At 37.8% G+C, this 20,175-nt stretch carries 14 protein-coding genes; 5 read left to right on the plus strand and 9 right to left on the minus strand.

What is annotated here, in order from left to right:
- Positions 1 to 5: 5 nt before the first annotated feature.
- Complete coding sequence (locus NE848_RS14085; RefSeq protein WP_252114724.1) at positions 6 to 1,190, plus strand: Pycsar system effector family protein; 1,185 nt, start codon at positions 6 to 8, stop codon at positions 1,188 to 1,190.
- Here the strand turns inward: NE848_RS14085 and NE848_RS14090 are convergent.
- Positions 1,182 to 3,548 carry a GAF domain-containing protein gene (locus NE848_RS14090; RefSeq protein WP_252114726.1) on the minus strand — a complete coding sequence of 789 codons (2,367 nt, stop codon included), beginning with the start codon at positions 3,546 to 3,548 and terminating at the stop codon, positions 1,182 to 1,184. The genes NE848_RS14085 and NE848_RS14090 overlap by 9 nt on opposite strands.
- Before the next feature lie 138 nt (positions 3,549 to 3,686).
- Here NE848_RS14090 and NE848_RS14095 point away from each other — a divergent pair, with 138 nt between their 5' ends.
- Positions 3,687 to 4,811 carry a redoxin domain-containing protein gene (locus tag NE848_RS14095; RefSeq protein ID WP_252114728.1) on the plus strand — a complete coding sequence of 375 codons (1,125 nt, stop codon included), beginning with the start codon at positions 3,687 to 3,689 and terminating at the stop codon, positions 4,809 to 4,811.
- 29 nt (positions 4,812 to 4,840) lie between these two features.
- Here the strand turns inward: NE848_RS14095 and NE848_RS14100 are convergent, their stop codons facing one another.
- A complete protein-coding gene (locus NE848_RS14100) occupies positions 4,841 to 5,527 on the minus strand; it encodes an SIMPL domain-containing protein (protein WP_252114730.1) in 687 nt (228 codons plus the stop codon).
- Positions 5,528 to 5,575: 48 nt separating this feature from the next.
- Complete coding sequence (locus NE848_RS14105; RefSeq protein ID WP_252114732.1) at positions 5,576 to 6,223, minus strand: rhomboid family intramembrane serine protease; 648 nt, start codon at positions 6,221 to 6,223, stop codon at positions 5,576 to 5,578.
- Between the two features lie 52 nt (positions 6,224 to 6,275).
- On the opposite strand from NE848_RS14105, the gene NE848_RS14110 reads away from it, so the two are divergent.
- The gene (locus tag NE848_RS14110) at positions 6,276 to 7,181 is read left to right on the plus strand and encodes a lysophospholipid acyltransferase family protein (protein WP_252114733.1); all 906 of its coding nucleotides are present in this window, start codon (positions 6,276 to 6,278) and stop codon (positions 7,179 to 7,181) included.
- Here the strand turns inward: NE848_RS14110 and glmM are convergent.
- Entirely contained in the window at positions 7,178 to 8,563 is a 1,386-nt protein-coding gene (gene glmM / locus NE848_RS14115; protein ID WP_252114735.1) for a phosphoglucosamine mutase, read from the minus strand. The genes NE848_RS14110 and glmM overlap by 4 nt on opposite strands.
- A gap of 123 nt (positions 8,564 to 8,686) precedes the next feature.
- Between glmM and NE848_RS14120 the strand changes: the two genes are divergently transcribed.
- Positions 8,687 to 9,280 carry an acyl carrier protein phosphodiesterase gene (locus tag NE848_RS14120; protein WP_252114737.1) on the plus strand — a complete coding sequence of 198 codons (594 nt, stop codon included), beginning with the start codon at positions 8,687 to 8,689 and terminating at the stop codon, positions 9,278 to 9,280.
- Positions 9,281 to 9,334: 54 nt separating this feature from the next.
- Here the strand turns inward: NE848_RS14120 and NE848_RS14125 are convergent, their stop codons facing one another.
- From NE848_RS14125 to NE848_RS14145, 5 genes are all read right to left on the minus strand, one after another.
- A complete protein-coding gene (locus NE848_RS14125) occupies positions 9,335 to 10,456 on the minus strand; it encodes a M12 family metallopeptidase (RefSeq protein WP_252114739.1) in 1,122 nt (373 codons plus the stop codon).
- 219 nt (positions 10,457 to 10,675) lie between these two features.
- Entirely contained in the window at positions 10,676 to 11,710 is a 1,035-nt protein-coding gene (locus NE848_RS14130; RefSeq protein ID WP_252114741.1) for a M12 family metallopeptidase, read from the minus strand.
- 463 nt (positions 11,711 to 12,173) lie between these two features.
- On the minus strand, positions 12,174 to 13,769 hold the full coding sequence (locus NE848_RS14135) for a hypothetical protein (protein ID WP_252114743.1): 1,596 nt from the start codon (positions 13,767 to 13,769) through the stop codon (positions 12,174 to 12,176).
- Positions 13,770 to 13,843: 74 nt separating this feature from the next.
- Positions 13,844 to 15,565 (minus strand): hypothetical protein, encoded by a 1,722-nt coding sequence (locus tag NE848_RS14140; protein WP_252114745.1) that lies wholly within the window; start codon positions 15,563 to 15,565, stop codon positions 13,844 to 13,846.
- Positions 15,566 to 15,951: 386 nt separating this feature from the next.
- On the minus strand, positions 15,952 to 16,959 hold the full coding sequence (locus tag NE848_RS14145) for a response regulator transcription factor (protein ID WP_252114747.1): 1,008 nt from the start codon (positions 16,957 to 16,959) through the stop codon (positions 15,952 to 15,954).
- Positions 16,960 to 17,343: 384 nt separating this feature from the next.
- Between NE848_RS14145 and uvrA the strand changes: the two genes are divergently transcribed.
- Entirely contained in the window at positions 17,344 to 20,175 is a 2,832-nt protein-coding gene (gene uvrA, locus NE848_RS14150; RefSeq protein WP_252114750.1) for an excinuclease ABC subunit UvrA, read from the plus strand.

Here is a 20,175-nt window from a genome sequence, read left to right on the forward strand (position 1 = left end):
CATGTATGAACAATCTCATAGAGAAAGCCGATAAATTTGTTGAAGAATTATTTAAAGAAAAACTGCCAAACACCTTTATTTATCATAATTACCAGCACACGCAGCGTGTGGTTAAAAGTACTAAAGAATTAATCGATAATTCTGAAATTAATGTTAAAGACAAGGAAGCGCTACTCCTGGCAGCATGGCTTCATGATACAGGCTATATACATACATATAAAGGCCACGAAGAGAAAAGTGCAGAAATAGCAGAGGAGTTTTTGAAAGATAATAATGCTACTGATGAACTTATCGAGAAAGTAAAAAAATACATCAAGGCAACTAAATTTACCAATGTCCCTGAAACATTGGGAGAAAAAATTATCAGGGATGCTGATTCCTCCCATTTCGGAAAGGATTACTTTGAGGAAACCAGCGAGTTTTTAAGGCAGGAACTTGAACTTCATAATATCAAGAATTTCACAAATGCAGAATGGCTGGAGGAGAATATCCTGGTTTTTACTGAAAAGCATCAATATTATACCGATTATGCAATAAAGGAATGGAAACCCAAGAAAGAAGAAAACCTTCTCGAACTCATAGAGAGCAAGAATAAGCAGGAAAAAAAGCTTAAAAAAGAGGAACACAAGGCCCGTATGAAGGCCAAGTATAAAAACGAAAATCCTGAGAGAAGTATTCAAACCCTCTACAGGACTACACTTAGAAATCATATTAAATTGAGTGATATTGCCGATACCAAAGCGAATATCCTGCTTTCGGTTAATGCGATTATCATTTCCCTGGCGATCGCTGATATGATACCCAAGCTGGAGGCTGCCTCTAACAAACATTTATTGATCCCTACGCTGATTCTAATCCTATTTAGCGTGGCTTCAATTATTCTATCAATCATGTCCACCAGACCAAATGTTACCAGTGGGGAGTTTACAAGAGACCAGGTAAAAAACAGGGAAGTTAATCTGTTGTTCTTCGGGAATTATCACAAGATGCCATTTGATCAGTTTAGATGGGCCATGAATGAACTCATTAAAGACAAAGATTATGTTTATGAAATGCTAACCTTAGACCTTCACCTTCTTGGAAAGGTCTTACATCGTAAGTATATGCTTTTAAGACTCACCTATACCGTTTTTATGAGCGGGATCGTAATTTCGGTATTGGCCTATATAGTTTCTTTTTACTTAATGTAGTTCTTCCATCAGGTCTTCGTAGGTAATAGTTTCCTGAGGATGATCATTATCTTTTGAATAAAGTATATTCACTCTAATGGCTTTAAGACCAACCACGCCCTGCACATCCTCGAGTTCAAGAACCTCTACCTCTTCCCCAAAATATTTTTTGGCCTGCAGGTATTTTATGTACTGAAGGTATTCCCTTTCATCACTGCTCTGAGAATATACGATCGTCATTTTCCCCTTTTGAGTTACCCTCTCTTCAGTTCCCTTCACATATGCCTTATCGATCCTTTTTTTGATTATCTCGTACCTTGCATTATATGTTCCGTCAACATCAAATTTTTTCTCATCCATTCTGTAACGGATAGACATTGTACTATTATAAACGAGGATAAGTGAGGCTGCATCTAATTTGATAGGTGTATTTTCCTGAAGCTGATAGAAACGGTTCTCCATTTCACACATGGTACTAAGCTGCCATAATCTCAAATTGAAAAGATACACCTTATTGAATGGCTTTTTATTGGCCATGGAAGCACCAATGTAAATATTATGGTCTACTCCATCAGTTTTATACCTTTCAAAATAATGAGGATAGATTTCCTGAGCCTGAACCTGTTTCTTATCAATATAACGGGACATGGTACGATTAATCTGTTGTACCGTTTCGTCGTATTTTTTTCGGTGATTATATACTATACCGGTCTCAGGATTTAATTTCTTCTTATACTCTTCTACCAGTTTCTTTATCTCATCTGATTGTTTCTTAAGATGACTCATAAGCGGATTCACCTCCTTATGCAACAGATTGAAAACCTTTTGTTCACTACTGGCGTTAAGCTTGTCTTCTATTTCCTTTTTAAAATCTGAAATACGGTATTTCACCTGATCGTAAATTGGAAGCTCTTCTATCTTATAAGCTTTACCAATAATATCAAGTATAATGTCCAGCTGGTCCAGTAAATCCTTCTTTATAGCTTCGTTTCGTGCTTCAGAAGAGGCTACTATATCAATCTGACCATACAAGGGATAAACATCCTTAAATGAAATATCCTTGAAGGAAGCCAGTCCGTCCTTATCAAGATCTTTAATGAATTGTTTAGCCTCTTTTTCAAAAACCCAAAGAACACTTGGATGAATTGATGTACACTCACTCTGAATCACGGCCTTAACCCTGTTCTCAAAATCATTTTGATTTCGTTCCACTGTATTTACTATATAAGGAAGAATATCGTCCAGTTTTATAGCGTTTATACTGTTGAGTTCATTCTTTCTTTCAGAAACGAGTTCCAGTATACCTAAGAGTTTTCCGTTCTTGGCAATCGGTGCAAGCAAACAGCTTTTAACATTATTCTTCTTCAGGTTTTTTGCAAGAAGGTTATCATTGTTGCTCACATAATCATCTACATTCGATATAACAAAGTAGGTGTTTTCATCAATTAGCTTTTGGAATCCCTTTTCACAGATACCAGTATCACAATCGTTCACCAACTCCTTATCCAGGATATAACTACTGGCTTCCTTGTTATCCATACGTTCGAATACCATCTCGCGTTTATTGAATACCGTAAAGCCAACCCGGAGATCTGATATTTTATAAATTGACCGAAAGATCTCTTCAAGTTTCCGAAGCTCTTCAGCCTCGTTGATCTCTTCAAATAAAAGTGCAGTTTTTAATTCAGATATAGCCTCATCTATTGTAACATCGGTAAGATTGGTAATAGTAAAACCCTTAAAAACATAGCTTTTAGGCGGTATCTTCTCTTTCCACAACTCCACTTTATCTACATTCTGAAGTAAAAGGTCTACATCATCCTGTGTTATCTCTGGCGTATCATCTTTAGGAAAGACCTCAACAAAGTCGGCATTCATGGCTATCCTATAATGCTTTTTGATACCATTCTCATCGGGAATATCATAGTACAATGGCCGTGAGATATCAATCTTATACCCATAATAATTCTTCAATATCTGGATACAGGCCATAACATATATAACATCCTCATCCAGGTTTCGAAAGGAAAGTTCAAAATCTTCACCTGCATTTTTCAGTATCTGTTTTAAACGGCGGGAGGAATTAAAAAGAATATTATGAAAAGGAACTGAAGCCGCCTTAATTTCATTATTTGTAAGAATAGTGGGGAAAAGATCGTCCAGTAATACTTTTATTGGCTCTTTATATTTTTTCAATAGTTTCGGGTCCTCAAATCCTTCAGATAGTTGAGGGTAATCGGATATATAATCCAGCATCTTTTTAATATGTTCTCTTGAAATACTACTTTCAATACTTTCTATCTGTTCTTCATACTGTTCTATAACCTTATGAAAACTGATCCTGACTTCAAGAGGAAAATCCTTCATTTGCTGCATCATAATGGGATAATTTAGTGTAAAATTAATTTTTACTGAAGCCCTTCAGGTACAAGCTTAATTAAATTAACAATATTTTATAAATAAAGGATACCTATACGGAAGTAGTTCTTTATTTTTGTGAAAAATCACATATTAAAAATGAAAAAAATAGTAATTCTGATTTCTGCTTTTGTATTAGCCTTAACAGGCTGTGAAGAAGATAAGGGCTATTATCTAACGGGTACAATCGACGGAGTGGAGAATGGTAAAAAAGTATATATATCTGAACTTGACGGGAAGAACAGAACTCCTGTAGCAATAGATACTGCCACGGTTACCGATGGTAAATTCGAGTTGGATATGGAAGCTCCCGAACTACCAAAACTTAGTTTTTTAAGAATTGAGGGAGTAAATGGAAATGTTGTGTTTATATCTGAAGATCAGATTATCAGTTTTGATATCAATAAAGACAGTATTAGAGGTAGTGAGGTAAGTGGTGGAAAAGAAAATAAAGCTCTTTACGAATACCTGGCACATCTTAAAGAATTGAACCGCAAAATGAGCGAGATGCAGAATGAAATGCGCCAGGCCATGGTTGCAAAAGATACTGCCAAGCTGAAGAGTCTTCAGGAAACTCAGGTAGAGCTAAGGGATAATGATAAAAATTTCAAACAGGAGCTATTTCAGAGAAACAAAGACTCCTATATTGCAGTGATGATCCTTACCGATATGCTGAATATGAGAACACATTCTTCGGCTGAAGTAAGAGAAATGTATGCTGAAGTTTCCGACAGGATCAAAAAGACAGATCTGGCTCAATCTTTAAAAGAAAACCTGGATAGATCAAGCGCCAGCGAAATAGGAAGCAAAGCTCCTTCATTTTCAGCCCCGAATCCGGAAGGTGAAGAACTTGCACTTGAAGACAATCTGGGAAAAGTTACAATAGTAGATTTCTGGGCAGCCTGGTGTAAACCTTGCAGAGTTGAAAACCCTAACCTTGTTAAGACTTATAATAAATATAAAGACCAGGGATTAAACATCATTAGTGTTTCTCTTGACCGTCCCGGACAGAAAGATAAATGGCTACAGGCGATAGAAGATGACAATCTTGAAGAATGGGACCACGTTTCAAATCTTCAGTTCTGGAACGATCCTATCGCTAAAAAATACGGGGTTAGAGCTATCCCAGCAAGCTTTGTACTTGACGAGAACGGAGTTATCGTAGCAAAAAACCTGCGCGGTGATGAACTCACGAATAAAATTGGAGAATTACTTGAAGAGTAAAAAAATAAAAAGCGCCTTTTCGGCGCTTTTTATTTCAGTTCAAATCCTACGTTTACCCTTATCTTTATCTCCATCTCTCCAGGAGCGATAGTCTGCTGACCTCCTTTAGCCTGACTCATCTCCATGGCCTCATCCATCCTGTATAGAGGCTGTATGCTGTTATATTCCATTTCACTTATTGACACAGCTTTTCCTATTTCCTGACCAAGTGGTTCAGCTAGTTGCTCTGCAGTAGCTTTAGCATCAAGAACAGCCTTTTTTCGGGCTTCTCTTTCATATTTCTCCATTTCCGAAGATTTGAACTGGATACCGTCAATTCGGTTCAGCCCATTTTCCAGCAAACCCTTCATTATCTTTTCATAGGCCTTTATATCATGTAGCGTAATGGAAATTGCCTGATTAGCCACATAGCTGTAGGTCTTCTCGTTATAATCGTATCTTTTGTTGAGATTTACATAGTCAGTTTTAATGTCCTTTTCGTCAATATTCTGAGATTTGAGATATTTGATCACTTTATCAACAACCTCATCATTCTTTTGCTTTACCAAAACTGCTGAAGCGCCCTCATGTTCAATCCTGGATTTTATAAGAACCTCATCCGGTTCAACCTTAACTATGCCCTCACCGGTAACATTTACTATAGAACGATCAGAACTTTGCTGGGCAAAGACTGAAGTTAATGTTAGTACTGCCAATAAAAAAAGTACTTTTTTCATATCAAACGATTTTAGATTTGTAAGCTGTAAACCAATAAGAATACCAAACTATATATATCCTGTTCTTTGAAGGAAAAAAAGAATCACGATAGGTACAGCAAGCAGGATCACCATAAGAAGATGACTTTCGAATACCCATGGGGCAAAGACCATGGTTAGGAGATAACCTCCGGTAGCACCACCAAAATGCGCGTCATGCCCTATATTATCAGTGCGGCGCTTCATTCCGTATATAGTATAAAGAAGATATCCAATTCCGAAAACATAGGCGGGTACCGGAATTACAAAGAAGAGGCCCAGCGTCATATCTGGTTGTAATAATATTGCTGAATACAATATTCCCATAACAGCTCCACTGGCTCCAACAGCCGTATAGTTATAATCTTCCTTATGAAAAAAGTAAGAAACAAGGTTCCCCAGTAACAGGCTGCCAAGATAAATTATTATAAATGCCACTGAACCCAGAGAATAGATAACAACATTAGCGAAGAAATAAAGGGTAAGCATATTTACAAATAAATGGGCTGTATCCACGTGAAGAAAACCGGATGAAAAAACCTGAAATTTCCTGCCCCTCTGTATGTCGGCAACATTGAATTTATATTTATTGAAAAATGACTGATCACTGAAACCCTTGAAGGAAATCACCACATTCACTGCAATGATGATGAGGGTCACCAGGCTTATTTCTCCCATATCTGATTAAGTTTAATTTCAAATATACCATATATTTGCCGAAAGAATTTTTATGCAAGGACTAGTTTTCTGGGCAGTCTACCCTATCCTTTGGTTTATTTCCATTTTACCTTTCCGAATATTTTATCTGGTTTCAGACCTCATCTTCGTATTGGTCTATTACATAATTGGATACAGAAGAAAGACCGTACAGAACAACCTTCGACTTGTCTTCCCTGAAAAGCCAGAATCAGAGATAAAAAGGATAGAGAAAAAGTTCTATAGCCATATGTGCGATATGTTCCTTGAGATGATCAAAAGCATCTCTATTTCAGAGAGTGAACTGAAAAAACGTTTTGTATGCACCAACCTTGAATACCTCCGTAAATTGGAATCCACGAATAAAAGTATCATAATAATGTGCGGTCATTATGCCAGTTATGAATGGATGAATGCCCTGCAATTACATGACCTTAAATTTCATGCATTTGGGATTTATAAAAGAATAAGGAACAGGCATTTTGACCAACTCGCGAAAAGGATAAGGGGAAGATTCAATGGAACCCTCATAAGTACCTATAATGCTACTGAAAAGATCAGGTATAATGAAGAAAACGGAATTAAAGGAAATTATGCGATGATCGCCGACCAGTCACCCAAAATGAACCGTGCAAAACACTGGATAAATTTTATGGGAATTCGCGTTCCGGTATTTGAAGGCTCAGACAGGTTAGCAAGAAAGCTGGATATGAATGTAGTCTACCTCCAGGTAGAAAAAAAGAAACGTGGTTATTATGAAGCAAGGCTTGTGCCTATCACTGAAAATGCTCCTAAGGATCCTGAAAATTACATTACCAAAAAATTCATAGAGCTTCTTGAGGAACAGATAAGGAAAAAACCTGAATATTATTTATGGACTCATAAACGATGGAAACACCGCAATGAGCCCATACCTAAAAATGCTGAGATTATTAATTAAGAAATAATATCCTGTATCTCCTTGATCATCTTCTGAGCAAGCTCATCAGCTTCCAGTTGTGATTTGGCTTCTGTATAGATACGAATTATGGGCTCTGTATTTGATTTTCTAAGATGAACCCAGTTTTCAGGAAAATCTATTTTAACTCCATCTACAGTGGATATCTCTTCACTGGAATGCCTTTTTTCCACCGCTTTTAAAATCCCATCAACATCAAGGTCTGGAGTTAGCTCTATCTTGTTCTTGCTCATAAAATATGAGGGATACCCGGCTCTTATTTCTGAGACTTTTTCTCCTCTTTCTGAAAGATAAGTAAGAAACAAAGCTGCACCTACAAGGCTATCTCTTCCATAGTGCGCTTCAGGATAAATAATACCCCCATTCCCTTCACCACCTATTATAGCATGATTATCTTTCATTAGTTTCACCACATTCACCTCGCCAACAGCACTGGCTTCATAACTCCCTCCATGTTTCTCTGTAATATCTCGTAGAGCCCGGGAAGAAGATAGGTTACTTACAGTATTTCCTGAAGTTTTAGAAAGAACATAATCTGCACATGCAACAAGGGTGTACTCTTCGCCAAACATCTCCCCGTTTTCATCAATAAAAGCAAGCCTGTCAACATCAGGATCTACAACAATACCAAAATCGGCTTTCTCTTTCTTTACCAGTTCACAAATATCGGTTAGATGTTCCTTGAGAGGTTCAGGATTATGAGGGAAATGTCCATTTGGTTCACAATAAAGTTCTATTACCTCAACCCCCATTTTTTTCAGAAGTGCGGGTATAGCAATTCCTCCTGAAGAGTTTACGGCATCTACAGCAACTTTAAGTTTGGCCTTCGCCACTTTTTCGGGATCTACCAGCTTTAATTTTAAGACCTCATCTACATGCAGGTCAATATAATTTTCAATAACAGAAATCTTTCCGAGATCATCCACCAGGGAAAATTCAAAATCTTCTTTTTCGGCTATCTGAAGGATCCGGGCTCCTGCCTCCCCATCCAGAAATTCTCCTTTATTATTCAAAAGTTTAAGTGCATTCCACTGCTTGGGATTATGACTTGCAGTAAGGATTATACCTCCGTCAGCTTTTTCTAAAGGAACAGCTACCTCTACCGTTGGAGTAGTTGAAAGACCAATATCAATTACATCTATTCCCAGCCCTATTAAGGTGTTCATGGTAAGCTCCTGGATCATTTTACCAGATATTCTGGCATCGCGCCCCACAACAACTTTTATCTTTTCTTTTTTACTCTCTTTTTTTAACCACGAACCATAAGCGGCTGCAAATTTTACGGTATCTACCGGCGTCAGGTTTTCTCCTGTTTTTCCGCCAATTGTTCCTCTAATCCCGGAAATAGATTTTATTAATGTCATTTAATTTTTGTCTTAATTGAAATCAAATAGTTTTAGTTTCAGCAAATATACATGGCTGGCTTACTACAAGCCAAAACTTAACAAAAATTAACCCTCCTCTTCTTTAATTTGTATCTTCCCGAAATGAACTTTCTTGCGCACATTTATTTATCGGGAGATAATGAACAGCTTATGGTAGGTAATTTCATGGCCGACTCGGTCAAGGGGAAAAAATACCTTAAATATCCCACCGATATTAAGAATGGAATTATTCTTCATCGAGCAATCGATTATTACACCGATACGCATGAAATCTTTAAACAGAGCACCCAAAGATTATTTCCTATTTATGGACATTACAGTGGGATTATCGTGGATATATTCTACGATCATTTTCTGGCTGCTAACTGGAAAGATTATTCCAGTACTCCACTAAAAGAATATACCTTAAAATTCTATGAGGTTTTGGAGAAAAATTACGAGATTCTGCCATTCAGGGTAAAAAGCTTTCTGCCATATATGGTTAATGACAACTGGCTGCTGAGTTATTCAAAAATTGAAGGAATAGAAAAGGTACTGAAAGGCATGAATAACCGTACTGGAAGGAAATCTGGCATGCATCACTCAGTAAATGAATTACGTGAATATTATTCCCAGTTTGAGAATGAATTTAAAATGTTCTTCAAAGAGCTAATTCAGTTTAGTCAGCAAAAAATAGCTGAGTTAAAAAATGAATAAAAAAAGCCCGGCTTTTAGCCGGGCCATTTTATCTAATTCAAATAAGTGATGGGATTACTTAACAAATCTCCATCTTCCATCAATCAATTCAACTTCTTTCCAGTTCTTACCTTTCTGAACCCACCATTTATCATCTTTTCTAAGAACAGTTACACCTTCAATGGTATAATATTCACCGTTGATGTATTCAGGTTCCGGCTCTGTGGTACCGGTGCCTCCTGTACCAGTAGTAGTCTCCCCTGTGCCAGAGGTTGTTTCTTCTGTAGTTGTTTCTTCTGTGGTCGTGGTAGGACCGGGATACATTACTCCGATTCCTTCAACATCTCCTGCAGAAAGTTTAGAACGCTGTACAGAGAATGTTGATCCATCTTTCCTTGTGATCGTTGGTGAACCGGTCGCAGAGAAAGAATAAGAACTATACATCATTATAGAACCTAAATCAAGGCCTTCAGAATAATCAGCTCCATCCCAACCTGCTTCTACATAGGTATAGAAGTTATGCTCTCTTCCTGAGTAGATATTATCCCAGTGTACAGTGATAGTTAGATCACGATCAGCACGGCTTTGCTCATGCCATAATCCTACCGCATGACCAATTTCGTGGATGGTATTACCTGTAGAACAAGCATCAGCTAATGTAATAGGCTGTCTTCCACCTACCATACCTACGTATGAAGAACATCCAGATCCCGGGGTAAAGTATACATAATTAGTTTCTGAAGAACGCTTTACAAACTTCACTGCTGTATTCGCTTCCCAGTGGCTAATAGCATCTGTTACCCTGGCCTGATTAGGAAGTAAAGGATCTATATCGTAATAAACAGTGTTATCGGGCCATAGAAATTCAGTTCGTCCTGTACTCTTATCTGTAGTAGATGGGTCTTCACCTGCCTCTAGTATCAGATCTACAGGTGTTTTAGTGGTACTGTTTTCAGGAAGAAATATATCACCCTGATACACATATTTACCATTCAACTCTTCAACAGGAAGTTTTCTTCCTCCAAAGTACACATCTGATACCCGCCCATATTCTGCTGGGAAAGCAACCTCTGTGAAATCATCAACAAAGGCAGATTCGGCGCCATTCTCTTCTGTTAAACTATCAGAAACTGGCTCATCACTACAGGCAACTATGGCCAGTAATGGTAATACTAAAAGAAATTTTAGGTTTTTCATAAGTAGGTTATTTAATGTTTACATGGCAGATCTAAATAGGATTGGGTTCTATACAAACCTGCTTTCTTAATTTGTTTTTTATCGATTATTTATGCTTTTTATCTATTCTCTTCCTTTCTGGAAAATTTTCGGGTTAAAATTTTAACTGTGCATTTAATACACACATCTGTGGTCTTAACTTTTTGTTTACACAATAGTATAGAATAATAACACTTGGAATTAGGCCCAGTACCATGTCCCATCAATTAATTCAACCTTTTTCCATCCATATGTTGTTCTGTACCACCAAAGATCATAATACCTTAAAACAGTAACACCATTAATGGTATAATATTCCCCATTAATATATGATTGTTCAGTAGTTCCTGAAGAAGAAGGATACATTGAATTTGCTCCTTCTATATCTCCACTGGATAAAGCGCTTCTCTGGACACTATAAGTAGAACCGTCTTTCTTAGTGATAGTAGGCTGCCCGTTACTGGAAAAAGCATAAGGACTGTACATCATGATAGAGCCAAAATCCAGGTTGGTAGTGAATTCATCTCCGTCATATCCACCTTCCTGGTAAGTCTGAAAATTATACTCACGGCCGCTCTTAATGTTATTCCAATGAATAGTTATATGGTTATCCCTGTCTACACGACTTTGCTCATGCCAAAGGCCTACAGCATGTCCTATTTCATGGATAGTGTTCCCCGTAGAGCAGGCATCGGCAAGCGTAATATTCTGCTTCCCTCCTACCATTCCAACATAGGAAGAACAACCCGATCCTGGAGTAAAATAAATGTAATTAGACTGTCCTGATCGTTTAACGAATTCAAGATTTGTATTGGCCTCCCAGTGACTTATCGCGTCATAAACACGATCTTTATTCGGCAGGCTGCCATCTATCTCGTAATAAACAGTGTTATCTGTCCAGTAGTGGGAAGTACGCCCAACACTCTTTTCCTGTGGGGTTTCACCTTTTTCATAAACCAGTTTAACAGGACTTTTAGAAGCTTTGTCATTTGGGATAATTATATCTCCCTGGTAAATGAATTTCCCATTTACGTTTTCTACCGGAAGTTTCATCCCTGTATAATACACCTCTGAAACTTTCCCGTATTCTTCAGGGAAGGCAATTTCGGTAATTTCGTCTGTAAAATTAGCAGTTTGGGGCTGCTTTTCGGTTTCCACTTGGTCTGTAATGGGGTCTTCGCTACAAGCCATAAATGCCAAAACCGGCAACAAGAAGATCAACTTCATTTTTCTCATAAGTAGGTCTTTAATTTTTGTTTTTAAATTTTCTTAATATTCTTTTTTGTTTTCCGTCAGTGATTTACAAAGTCTGTTCCAAAAATTTTAACTTAAGATTGAGTTAATTTTTTAACAATCAAATTCTTACAAAGAATCTGATTTGGAGTAAATAAAATAGATTTGGGATCTTAACTCAACTTTCATATCATTTTTTCAGAACGTCTGAAAGCACCTTATTTAATAGTACTTTCCAAAATTTCTGTAAGAGCTTCCGTACATGCATCTCACTGATTTACAGTAGCTAACATATAAATATTTTTATATACAAAACAAGAATTTAAATTTTAACATATAAAAAAAGCTGTCCGGAAAAGCTTCCGGACAGCCTTACAACACTCTCCTAAGAGAATGAGTAAATTAACCCGCAAATTAGTCACCCCCCGGTCAAATAATTCACTCGGGTTAATATCATAAGAACTCCTTAGTTTTCACATAGATTCATATACACTTGTACATTGGATTGATCTCCATAAACTTCTTCTCCAAACGTAATTGTATATTCACTATTTATATCATTGGAAAGATTGGATCCACAATAATCGGTAGTTCCATCATCAAGAACAATATAAATATCATCTACCGTGTATGGGAAATCTAAGGTGTAATTTACATTCACTTCTCCAGATATAGTTTCAATAGTTAATGAACCTATATTGGCCCCATTATAAAGAACTTCATACAACGGTGCATCTGGATCAAACTCACTTTGATCAAAATGGAAAAACTCGCAATTTTCCCCTGCCAGATTAAATTCACAGGTCTCTGGAATAGGATTCTCATCTACAACTTCACATCCGTCCCCATCTACTGTGGTATTAGGAGGAGTATCTAAACAAAGGTCTTGACCGTTAGGGACTTCATCACCGTCACAGTCAAATGTGTCATAATGGACATTATCAGGATCACATTTATTTAGGAGGTCGTCATTATCACAATTGGCTTCAGGATCTAATGGATCACATTCAGTGCCTCCATTTCCGCCATTTCCACCACCGTCACCGCTTCCAATAGCGCCTTCGCATTCTCCTATAAGAACGTGATGATATTCATTCGTGGTTCCGTCTGGATTAAGTAGTCCATTTACCACATCCCAGCTTATTAGAATTGATGTGGTAGGGGTGTTATCAATATCACCATAGTTACCTTCCCAGTCTCTAGGATGAATTACCAAATAAAGATATGGCTCGTTTGCAGGAAGATTTGCTGGAGGTCCTGGGACTACCAAACATAATGGGTCTGAATAATAAGCGCCACTTTCATAAACTCCATAACCTGCATCTTCTACATCATCTAATGACCAATTATCGTATAACTGGATTCCTGTATCATCTGTTCCGAAATACAGATCCACACTATAATTAGCTACGAAGTGTCTTCCAAATTCATCGCAATAGTTCACGAACAGACAGAACGGATAGATCTTTTCTGGAAGTATATCAAAGAATACATATCCGTATTCATTTACCACACGTCTGTCAAAACATAGTACTTCTACATCTATATAAGGTTTGGTACCATCTTCAACATCAAATTCAAGAGGTAAGGGATTATCTACATAACCGGCAAACTCACCTTCTGTATTTTCTATTGGAGCGATCCAAATCTTGGTATCTTCGGAATCATAAACAATAAAGCTATTTAGTGTAACCTGAACACTTTCACCATCTGGTACGGGAACCTTCAAAAGCTCTGAATACGCCGTAAAATACCCCTCCGAATCCGAAAGGACATCTATCGTAATAACTCCCATTGTTTCAGGCGCCTGGCCGTCATATGATATCTCCAGTTCAACATAGGCCGGTTCTGTACCAGAACAATCCGGAACCTGGTTGAAATGAGTCTTATTCTGTGCCATAGCCCTGTTGGAAAGATCATTCAACACAGCTCCAAAGGTGAGGTCTACAGACTGAACTGAAGGATCATCTACCGGTGGAGAAGTTGTTTCATCCTTGCTACAGGATGTGAATAACATTGCCACAATAGCGACAAATGCTAAATATCTATTTATAATTTTCATAATATTTATTTTGGTTTATTAGAATGGTTAATAAAAAGCCGATCCGGTTTTAAACCGGTCGGCTTTTTCATGCTCTATTCATCACAGGCATCTGCGTGAACGATAATCCATAAATCATCATCTAAATCTCCAAGGATATCAAGGCTTTGATCTCCAAGACCATCTAGAATACCATTTTGGTTATATCGTCCGGGTGATTTAGCTACACTATATGCTTCCTCCTCTGTATCAGCAACATGTATATGAAGGGTACTGAATTCATAATCTCCAAGTAGTTCGAAGTCAAAATTCAGATTATCGCCATCTCTTGAAATAGTCACACTACCTATATGAGTTCCTTTATCTAAGTCATTTTGACCTGCACCCACATAAATATCTCGTATTATGCTATCATCTACATCATACAATTCGATCCAACCCCATCTATTGGAATTTGTAACTGCATTGATTAAAATATTATCTGGTGAGAACATAAATGCAGTTCCACAAGCTCCTTCCTCTACATCATCGCAATTGTCTTTCGAATCATTTGGACATGGGTCATCATCATTAGGCTTACAATCACCATCATTATCATTTTCAGGAGCTACGAATGGACATGTATCACATACATCTCCCATATCATCTCCGTCAGTATCCAATTGATCTTGATTAGAATCCCATGGACAGTTGTCACATCCATCAGGAATTGTATCACCATCAGAATGCATATTGTCGTCATGTCCAGGACATATATCGTCATCATTCGGCACACAATCGCCATCTGAGTCTTCTTCTGCAGGAAGTGGACAGTCGTCTGGTGGAGGTGGCGTGTCGTCACATCCTATAAAGATGTGAAGATATTCATTAGTTTCGCCATCATCATTTAGTAATGCTTCAACTTCATTCCAGTTAAGACCCACTTCTGCCATAGGAGTATTATCAATATCTCCATAATTATTTGGCCAGTCCAGTGGAGTTATCACATAGAATAGATAATCTATAGTAGGATCCTCAAATGGTGATTCTGGAACCACTAAACATACAGGATCGGCAGAGTTATTGGAATCATCAGTAACAGCCTGAGCATCATCTTCCGGATTAGGATAAAGCTGAATTCTGGAATCACCATCATCATAATATAAATCAATACTATAATTAGCAACATAGTGACGACCATCCGGACTTGGACAGAAGTTAGCAAAGAAACATAATGGATATAATTTGCCAGGAATAAGATCGAAGAACGGATAACCATACTCATTCACCATACGCCTATCGAAACAAAGTACTTCAACGTCTATATAAGGCTTGGTACCGTCCTCAACATCAAAACTGATAGGTAAAGCAGAATCAACATAACCATCAAAATTACCATCTGATTCCTTTGGCGCTACCCAGATAACATTATCTCCTGAATCGAATACTCTAAAACTATTTAAAGTAACCGTTACAAAACTTCCATCTGCTACTGGAACTTTTAACAATTCGGAAAATGCGGTAAAGTAATCATCTCCATCTGAAAGAATATCAACTGTTATGGGACCTTCAGTCTCCGGAGCCTGACCGTCATAAGATATCTCTAATACAACATAGGCAGGTTCAGTATCTGAACAGTCTGGTATCGTACCAAAATGCGTCTTATTGGTTGCCATCGCACGGTTCGAAAGATCATTCAACATCGCTCCAAAAGTTAAATCTACAGAAGATTGGACATTTGGATCATCTAAGGGAGAAGCGGTCTCCTCCTTGCTACATGAGGTTAGAAGCAATGCAAAGATTGCAAGCAAGCTCATGCTGATTTTAAGTTTTTTCATAATTAAAAGGTTTTATATTTAGAATGGTTAACATTATATACAGCCCTCTTCTCTGGAAACGAAGAGGTTTGGTAACAGATCAACAAACGATTTGGATTGAAGCTATAAGCAGGTGGGAGTGACTTTTATTTTTTCATAGGTTACTAAGTATTGGTTAATAATATTTCGAATGGTTAATAAATTATATATACAGATTTCCCTTATGGGATATTGTCAAAAACTGTCAGAAAAAAATTGTGATTTGGGGGGTACCTGGGGGCAAGTCCAATAAGAAGAAAAATGGGGAGTTCTTTTTTACATTTCAATGTAAATTTAAGAAACTACTATAGTGAGCAGCATGGGGGAAAACCCCTACTTTTAAATATAAAAACCTGTTTAACAATAATTTAGGACATAGGGAAATCAACAAGATTATGGTTGATAGCATAAATAACACTCTCCAGTATGGTTTCGGAGTTGGTCCGTTTTATAATATTTGAGCGGTGTTTCTCAATCGTTTTGGGTGAGATGAATAATGCTTCTGAAATCTCCTTTGTTTTATAACCCTTGCAAAGCAGGGAAATGATCTCTTTTTCCCGCTTGGTGAAACTAAATTCTGCCAACTCACTGTTTTCCTTAAAACACTTCTCTACCTGGTCAGCATGACTTCCTATATTCTGATCCATCGTAAACTGATCTCCAGAAAAGTCTATGATCATAATAAACTGATCATTGATATTTCTGCTCAGTTTAGAGAAACTTATTTTGGCATTTCTCAGTTTATTCTCATGTACCAGTAAAGAGGTAGAGGTTACCGCTTTCATATGTTTTCCTCTTGCAAAATTCCTCAGACTGGTTTTAACCTTAGCCTTATTTTCAACATTCACGAGATCTGTGAGTCTCAACCCATTAGTATCTTCAATTCGAAAGGTCTTTTTAAAAGCGTCATTCATTGCAATAATGCTATTCTGCTGAAGTAGTACTATAGGCTTTGCCATAAGGTTAAAAAGCCCCATAAAGCACTCATGCCAGTAATTGATCTTTCCTGAATGGTTGCTTTTCTGAATTCTTTCGGCCAACAGGTCAAAGCCTATATTATCGGAAAGGAATTCATCAATGATGGATTTATATCTCTTATTTAAGGCTTTAGCATCTTCCTGCCTACCGTATACTATAAGATAGCTACGGGTGAGGAAATGGGTGGATTTAAATGTTTTAAGGTTTTTAAAATCTGATGCCTTCTCAAAGGAGGTCTTGTCAAACAAAATGACATCGGGGAGCAAAGTAAGGGCAATATTATAAGCGACATGAATAGATTTCTCCACACTTATCTCATAATAAACACTTACACGATCTACAACTTTCTCAATAAATTCCTGATTCTTACTTACAATTAGGAGTTGTCTTTTTTCCATCTTCAATCGACATTTAACATGAACAATGATTTTTCTTTTTTAAAATGGGGCAGGAACTTAATGCATCCTTAGATGCTTTCGAATCATTTAAAAAAGAGATTTGGGAGAAGTGTTCTGGATTATCAAATATAGGTGATTTCATGTAGTTTACGTAAAAAAACAAGTAGTATTATACTGACTTTCAGAGCCTTAAACAAATGACGAAAGTTTAATTTTAAGACCTGAAATGTTGTTCTTAAACCTTACTCCTAAAGAAGGCCTAATTCCTACTTTAAAATGAGGTCCGAGAAATCGCAAAATTTACACCTATCTTAACATCAGTAGATTGACATTGGCTTTCTAAATAATAATACAATAAGTAACTTTGCCCTCTTGAAAAATTCTATGGTAAAATCTGAAGACAGAATTGAAGTATTAGGAGCCCGAGTCCATAACCTTAAAAATATTGATGTTAATATTCCCAGGGAAAAACTAGTAGTTATTACTGGGCTTTCCGGTTCTGGTAAATCCTCACTGGCTTTTGATACGATTTATGCGGAAGGTCAGCGCAGGTATATAGAAACCTTTTCAGCCTATGCAAGGCAGTTTCTGGGAAGCCTTGAAAGACCAGATGTAGATAAAATTGAAGGCCTCTCCCCTGTAATTGCTATAGAGCAGAAAACTACCAGCAAGAATCCAAGAAGTACCGTAGGTACTATTACTGAAATTTATGATTTCCTTCGACTGCTTTTTGCAAGAGCAGCCGATGCCTACAGTTATAATACTGGAGAAAAAATGGTGAGTTATACCGACTCACAGATCAAAGACCTTATCCTTGAAAGCTTTCAGGGAAAAAAAGTGAATATTCTGGCCCCGGTAATCAGAAGTCGTAAAGGGCATTATCGTGAGTTATTTGAACAGATCGCCAAACAGGGTTTTATAAAGGTAAGAGCAGATGGCCAGGTGGTAGATATCGAAAAAGGAATGAAGCTCGACCGCTACAAGACCCACGATATTGAAATTGTAGTAGACCGGCTTAAAATCGAGGATAAACCAGATTCTGATAAAAGACTGGAAGAAAGTATCAAAACAGCCATGTACCATGGTGATGACACGCTTATGATCCTGGAACAGGAAACCGGAAATGTGAGATATTTTAGCAGGAACCTGATGTGCCCCACCACCGGGATAAGCTATCCAAACCCTGAGCCTAACAGTTTCTCTTTTAATTCTCCTAAGGGAGCCTGTCCAACCTGTAATGGTATTGGCACCCTTTACCAGGTGAACATCGATAAGATTATTCCAAACAGATCCAAATCTATAAAAAGCGGGGGGCTCGCACCTCATGGCCCGCAAAAGAAGAACTGGGTCTTTTCCCAGCTCGAACTTATTGCAGAACGATTTGAATTCAGTCTGAGTGATCCTATAGAAAATATCCCACAGGAAGCACTGGAAATGATCCTGCATGGAGGCAAAGAAAGATTCTCCAGGGAATCCAAATCTTTAGGTATCACCAGGGAGTATAAGATAGATTTTGAAGGAGTCGCTAATTTTATTGAAACAACCTACCGAAATAACGATTCTACTTCCCTCAGGCGCTGGGCAAAAGAATATATGGACAAAGTAATGTGTCCAGATTGTGAGGGTTCAAGATTAAAGAAGGAGGCTTTATTCTTTAAGATATATGACAAGAATATCGCAGAACTTTCAGAACTGGATATTACAGACCTTAGCAACTGGTTCTCTGATATTGAAAGGCACCTTACCGAAAAGCAACTGCAAATAGCTGAAGAAGTAATCAAGGAAATAAGAACCCGTCTCCAGTTCCTGTTAGATGTAGGATTAACTTATCTTAATCTTAACCGGAGTTCAAAATCCCTTTCGGGTGGTGAAGCTCAGAGGATAAGACTGGCCACACAGATAGGTTCTCAACTGGTAGGAGTGTTATATATTCTTGATGAACCAAGTATCGGTTTACACCAGCGTGATAACGAAAAGCTGATCAATTCCCTGGAATCCTTAAGGGATATCGGCAACACAGTTATTGTGGTGGAACATGACAAGGACATGATAGAAAGAGCGGACCATGTAATCGATATAGGTCCTCGGGCAGGAAAACATGGTGGCGAAATTATTAGCGAAGGTACTCCGGCTGAACTAAAAGTTCATGATACCCTTACCGCGTATTATCTCAATGGAAAGAAAGAGATCCCTGTTCCGAAGGATAGAAGAAAGGGAAATGGTAAAAAGATCGAACTAAAAGGTGCCACAGGTAACAATCTGAAGAATGTAAATATCACTATTCCCCTGGGAAAAATGATAGCGGTAACCGGAGTTTCAGGAAGTGGAAAATCCACTCTCATAAATGAGACCCTGTATCCCATAATGAATGCCCATTATTTTAATGGAGTAAAGAAACCAAAACCTTATAAGAGTATAAAAGGGCTTGATCACATTGATAAAGTGATCGATATCAATCAGTCTCCCATTGGCCGGACTCCGCGTTCCAACCCGGCTACATACACCGGTGTTTTCTCTGAGATCAGAAGCCTGTTCGCAAAGACTCCTGAGGCTCTTATACGCGGATATAAGCCAGGACGTTTCAGCTTTAATGTGAAAGGGGGAAGATGTGAAACCTGTAAGGGAGGAGGATTAAGAGTGATTGAAATGAACTTCCTGCCAGACGTATATGTTGAATGTGAAACCTGCCAGGGAAAAAGGTTCAACCGGGAAACCCTTGAAATAAGGTATAAAGGAAAATCTATCGCCGATATTCTTGAAATGACCATTGATGAGGCCACCACATTTTTTGAGAATATCCCTAAGATATACAGGAAACTTAAGACCATTCAGGATGTTGGGCTAGGCTACATTAGCCTTGGGCAACAATCAACAACCCTCTCTGGTGGTGAAGCTCAGAGAATAAAACTGGCTACAGAGCTTTCAAAACGCGATACCGGAAATACTTTCTATATATTAGACGAACCAACCACCGGACTTCATTTTGAAGATATCCGGGTTTTGATGGAGGTTTTGACTACTTTAACCAATAAAGGAAACACTGTACTTATTATAGAACATAATATGGATGTTATAAAAATGGCAGACCATATAATCGATATAGGTTACGAAGGAGGAAAAGGCGGCGGGAAAGTGGTCGCTAAAGGAACCCCTGAAGAAATTATTAAAAACAAGAAAAGTTATACAGCTCAATTCCTGAAAAAGGAATTAAACTAA

Origin of the sequence: Gramella jeungdoensis, from assembly GCF_023805255.1 — a bacterium.
Taxonomy (GTDB): Bacteria; Bacteroidota; Bacteroidia; order Flavobacteriales; family Flavobacteriaceae; genus Christiangramia; species Christiangramia jeungdoensis.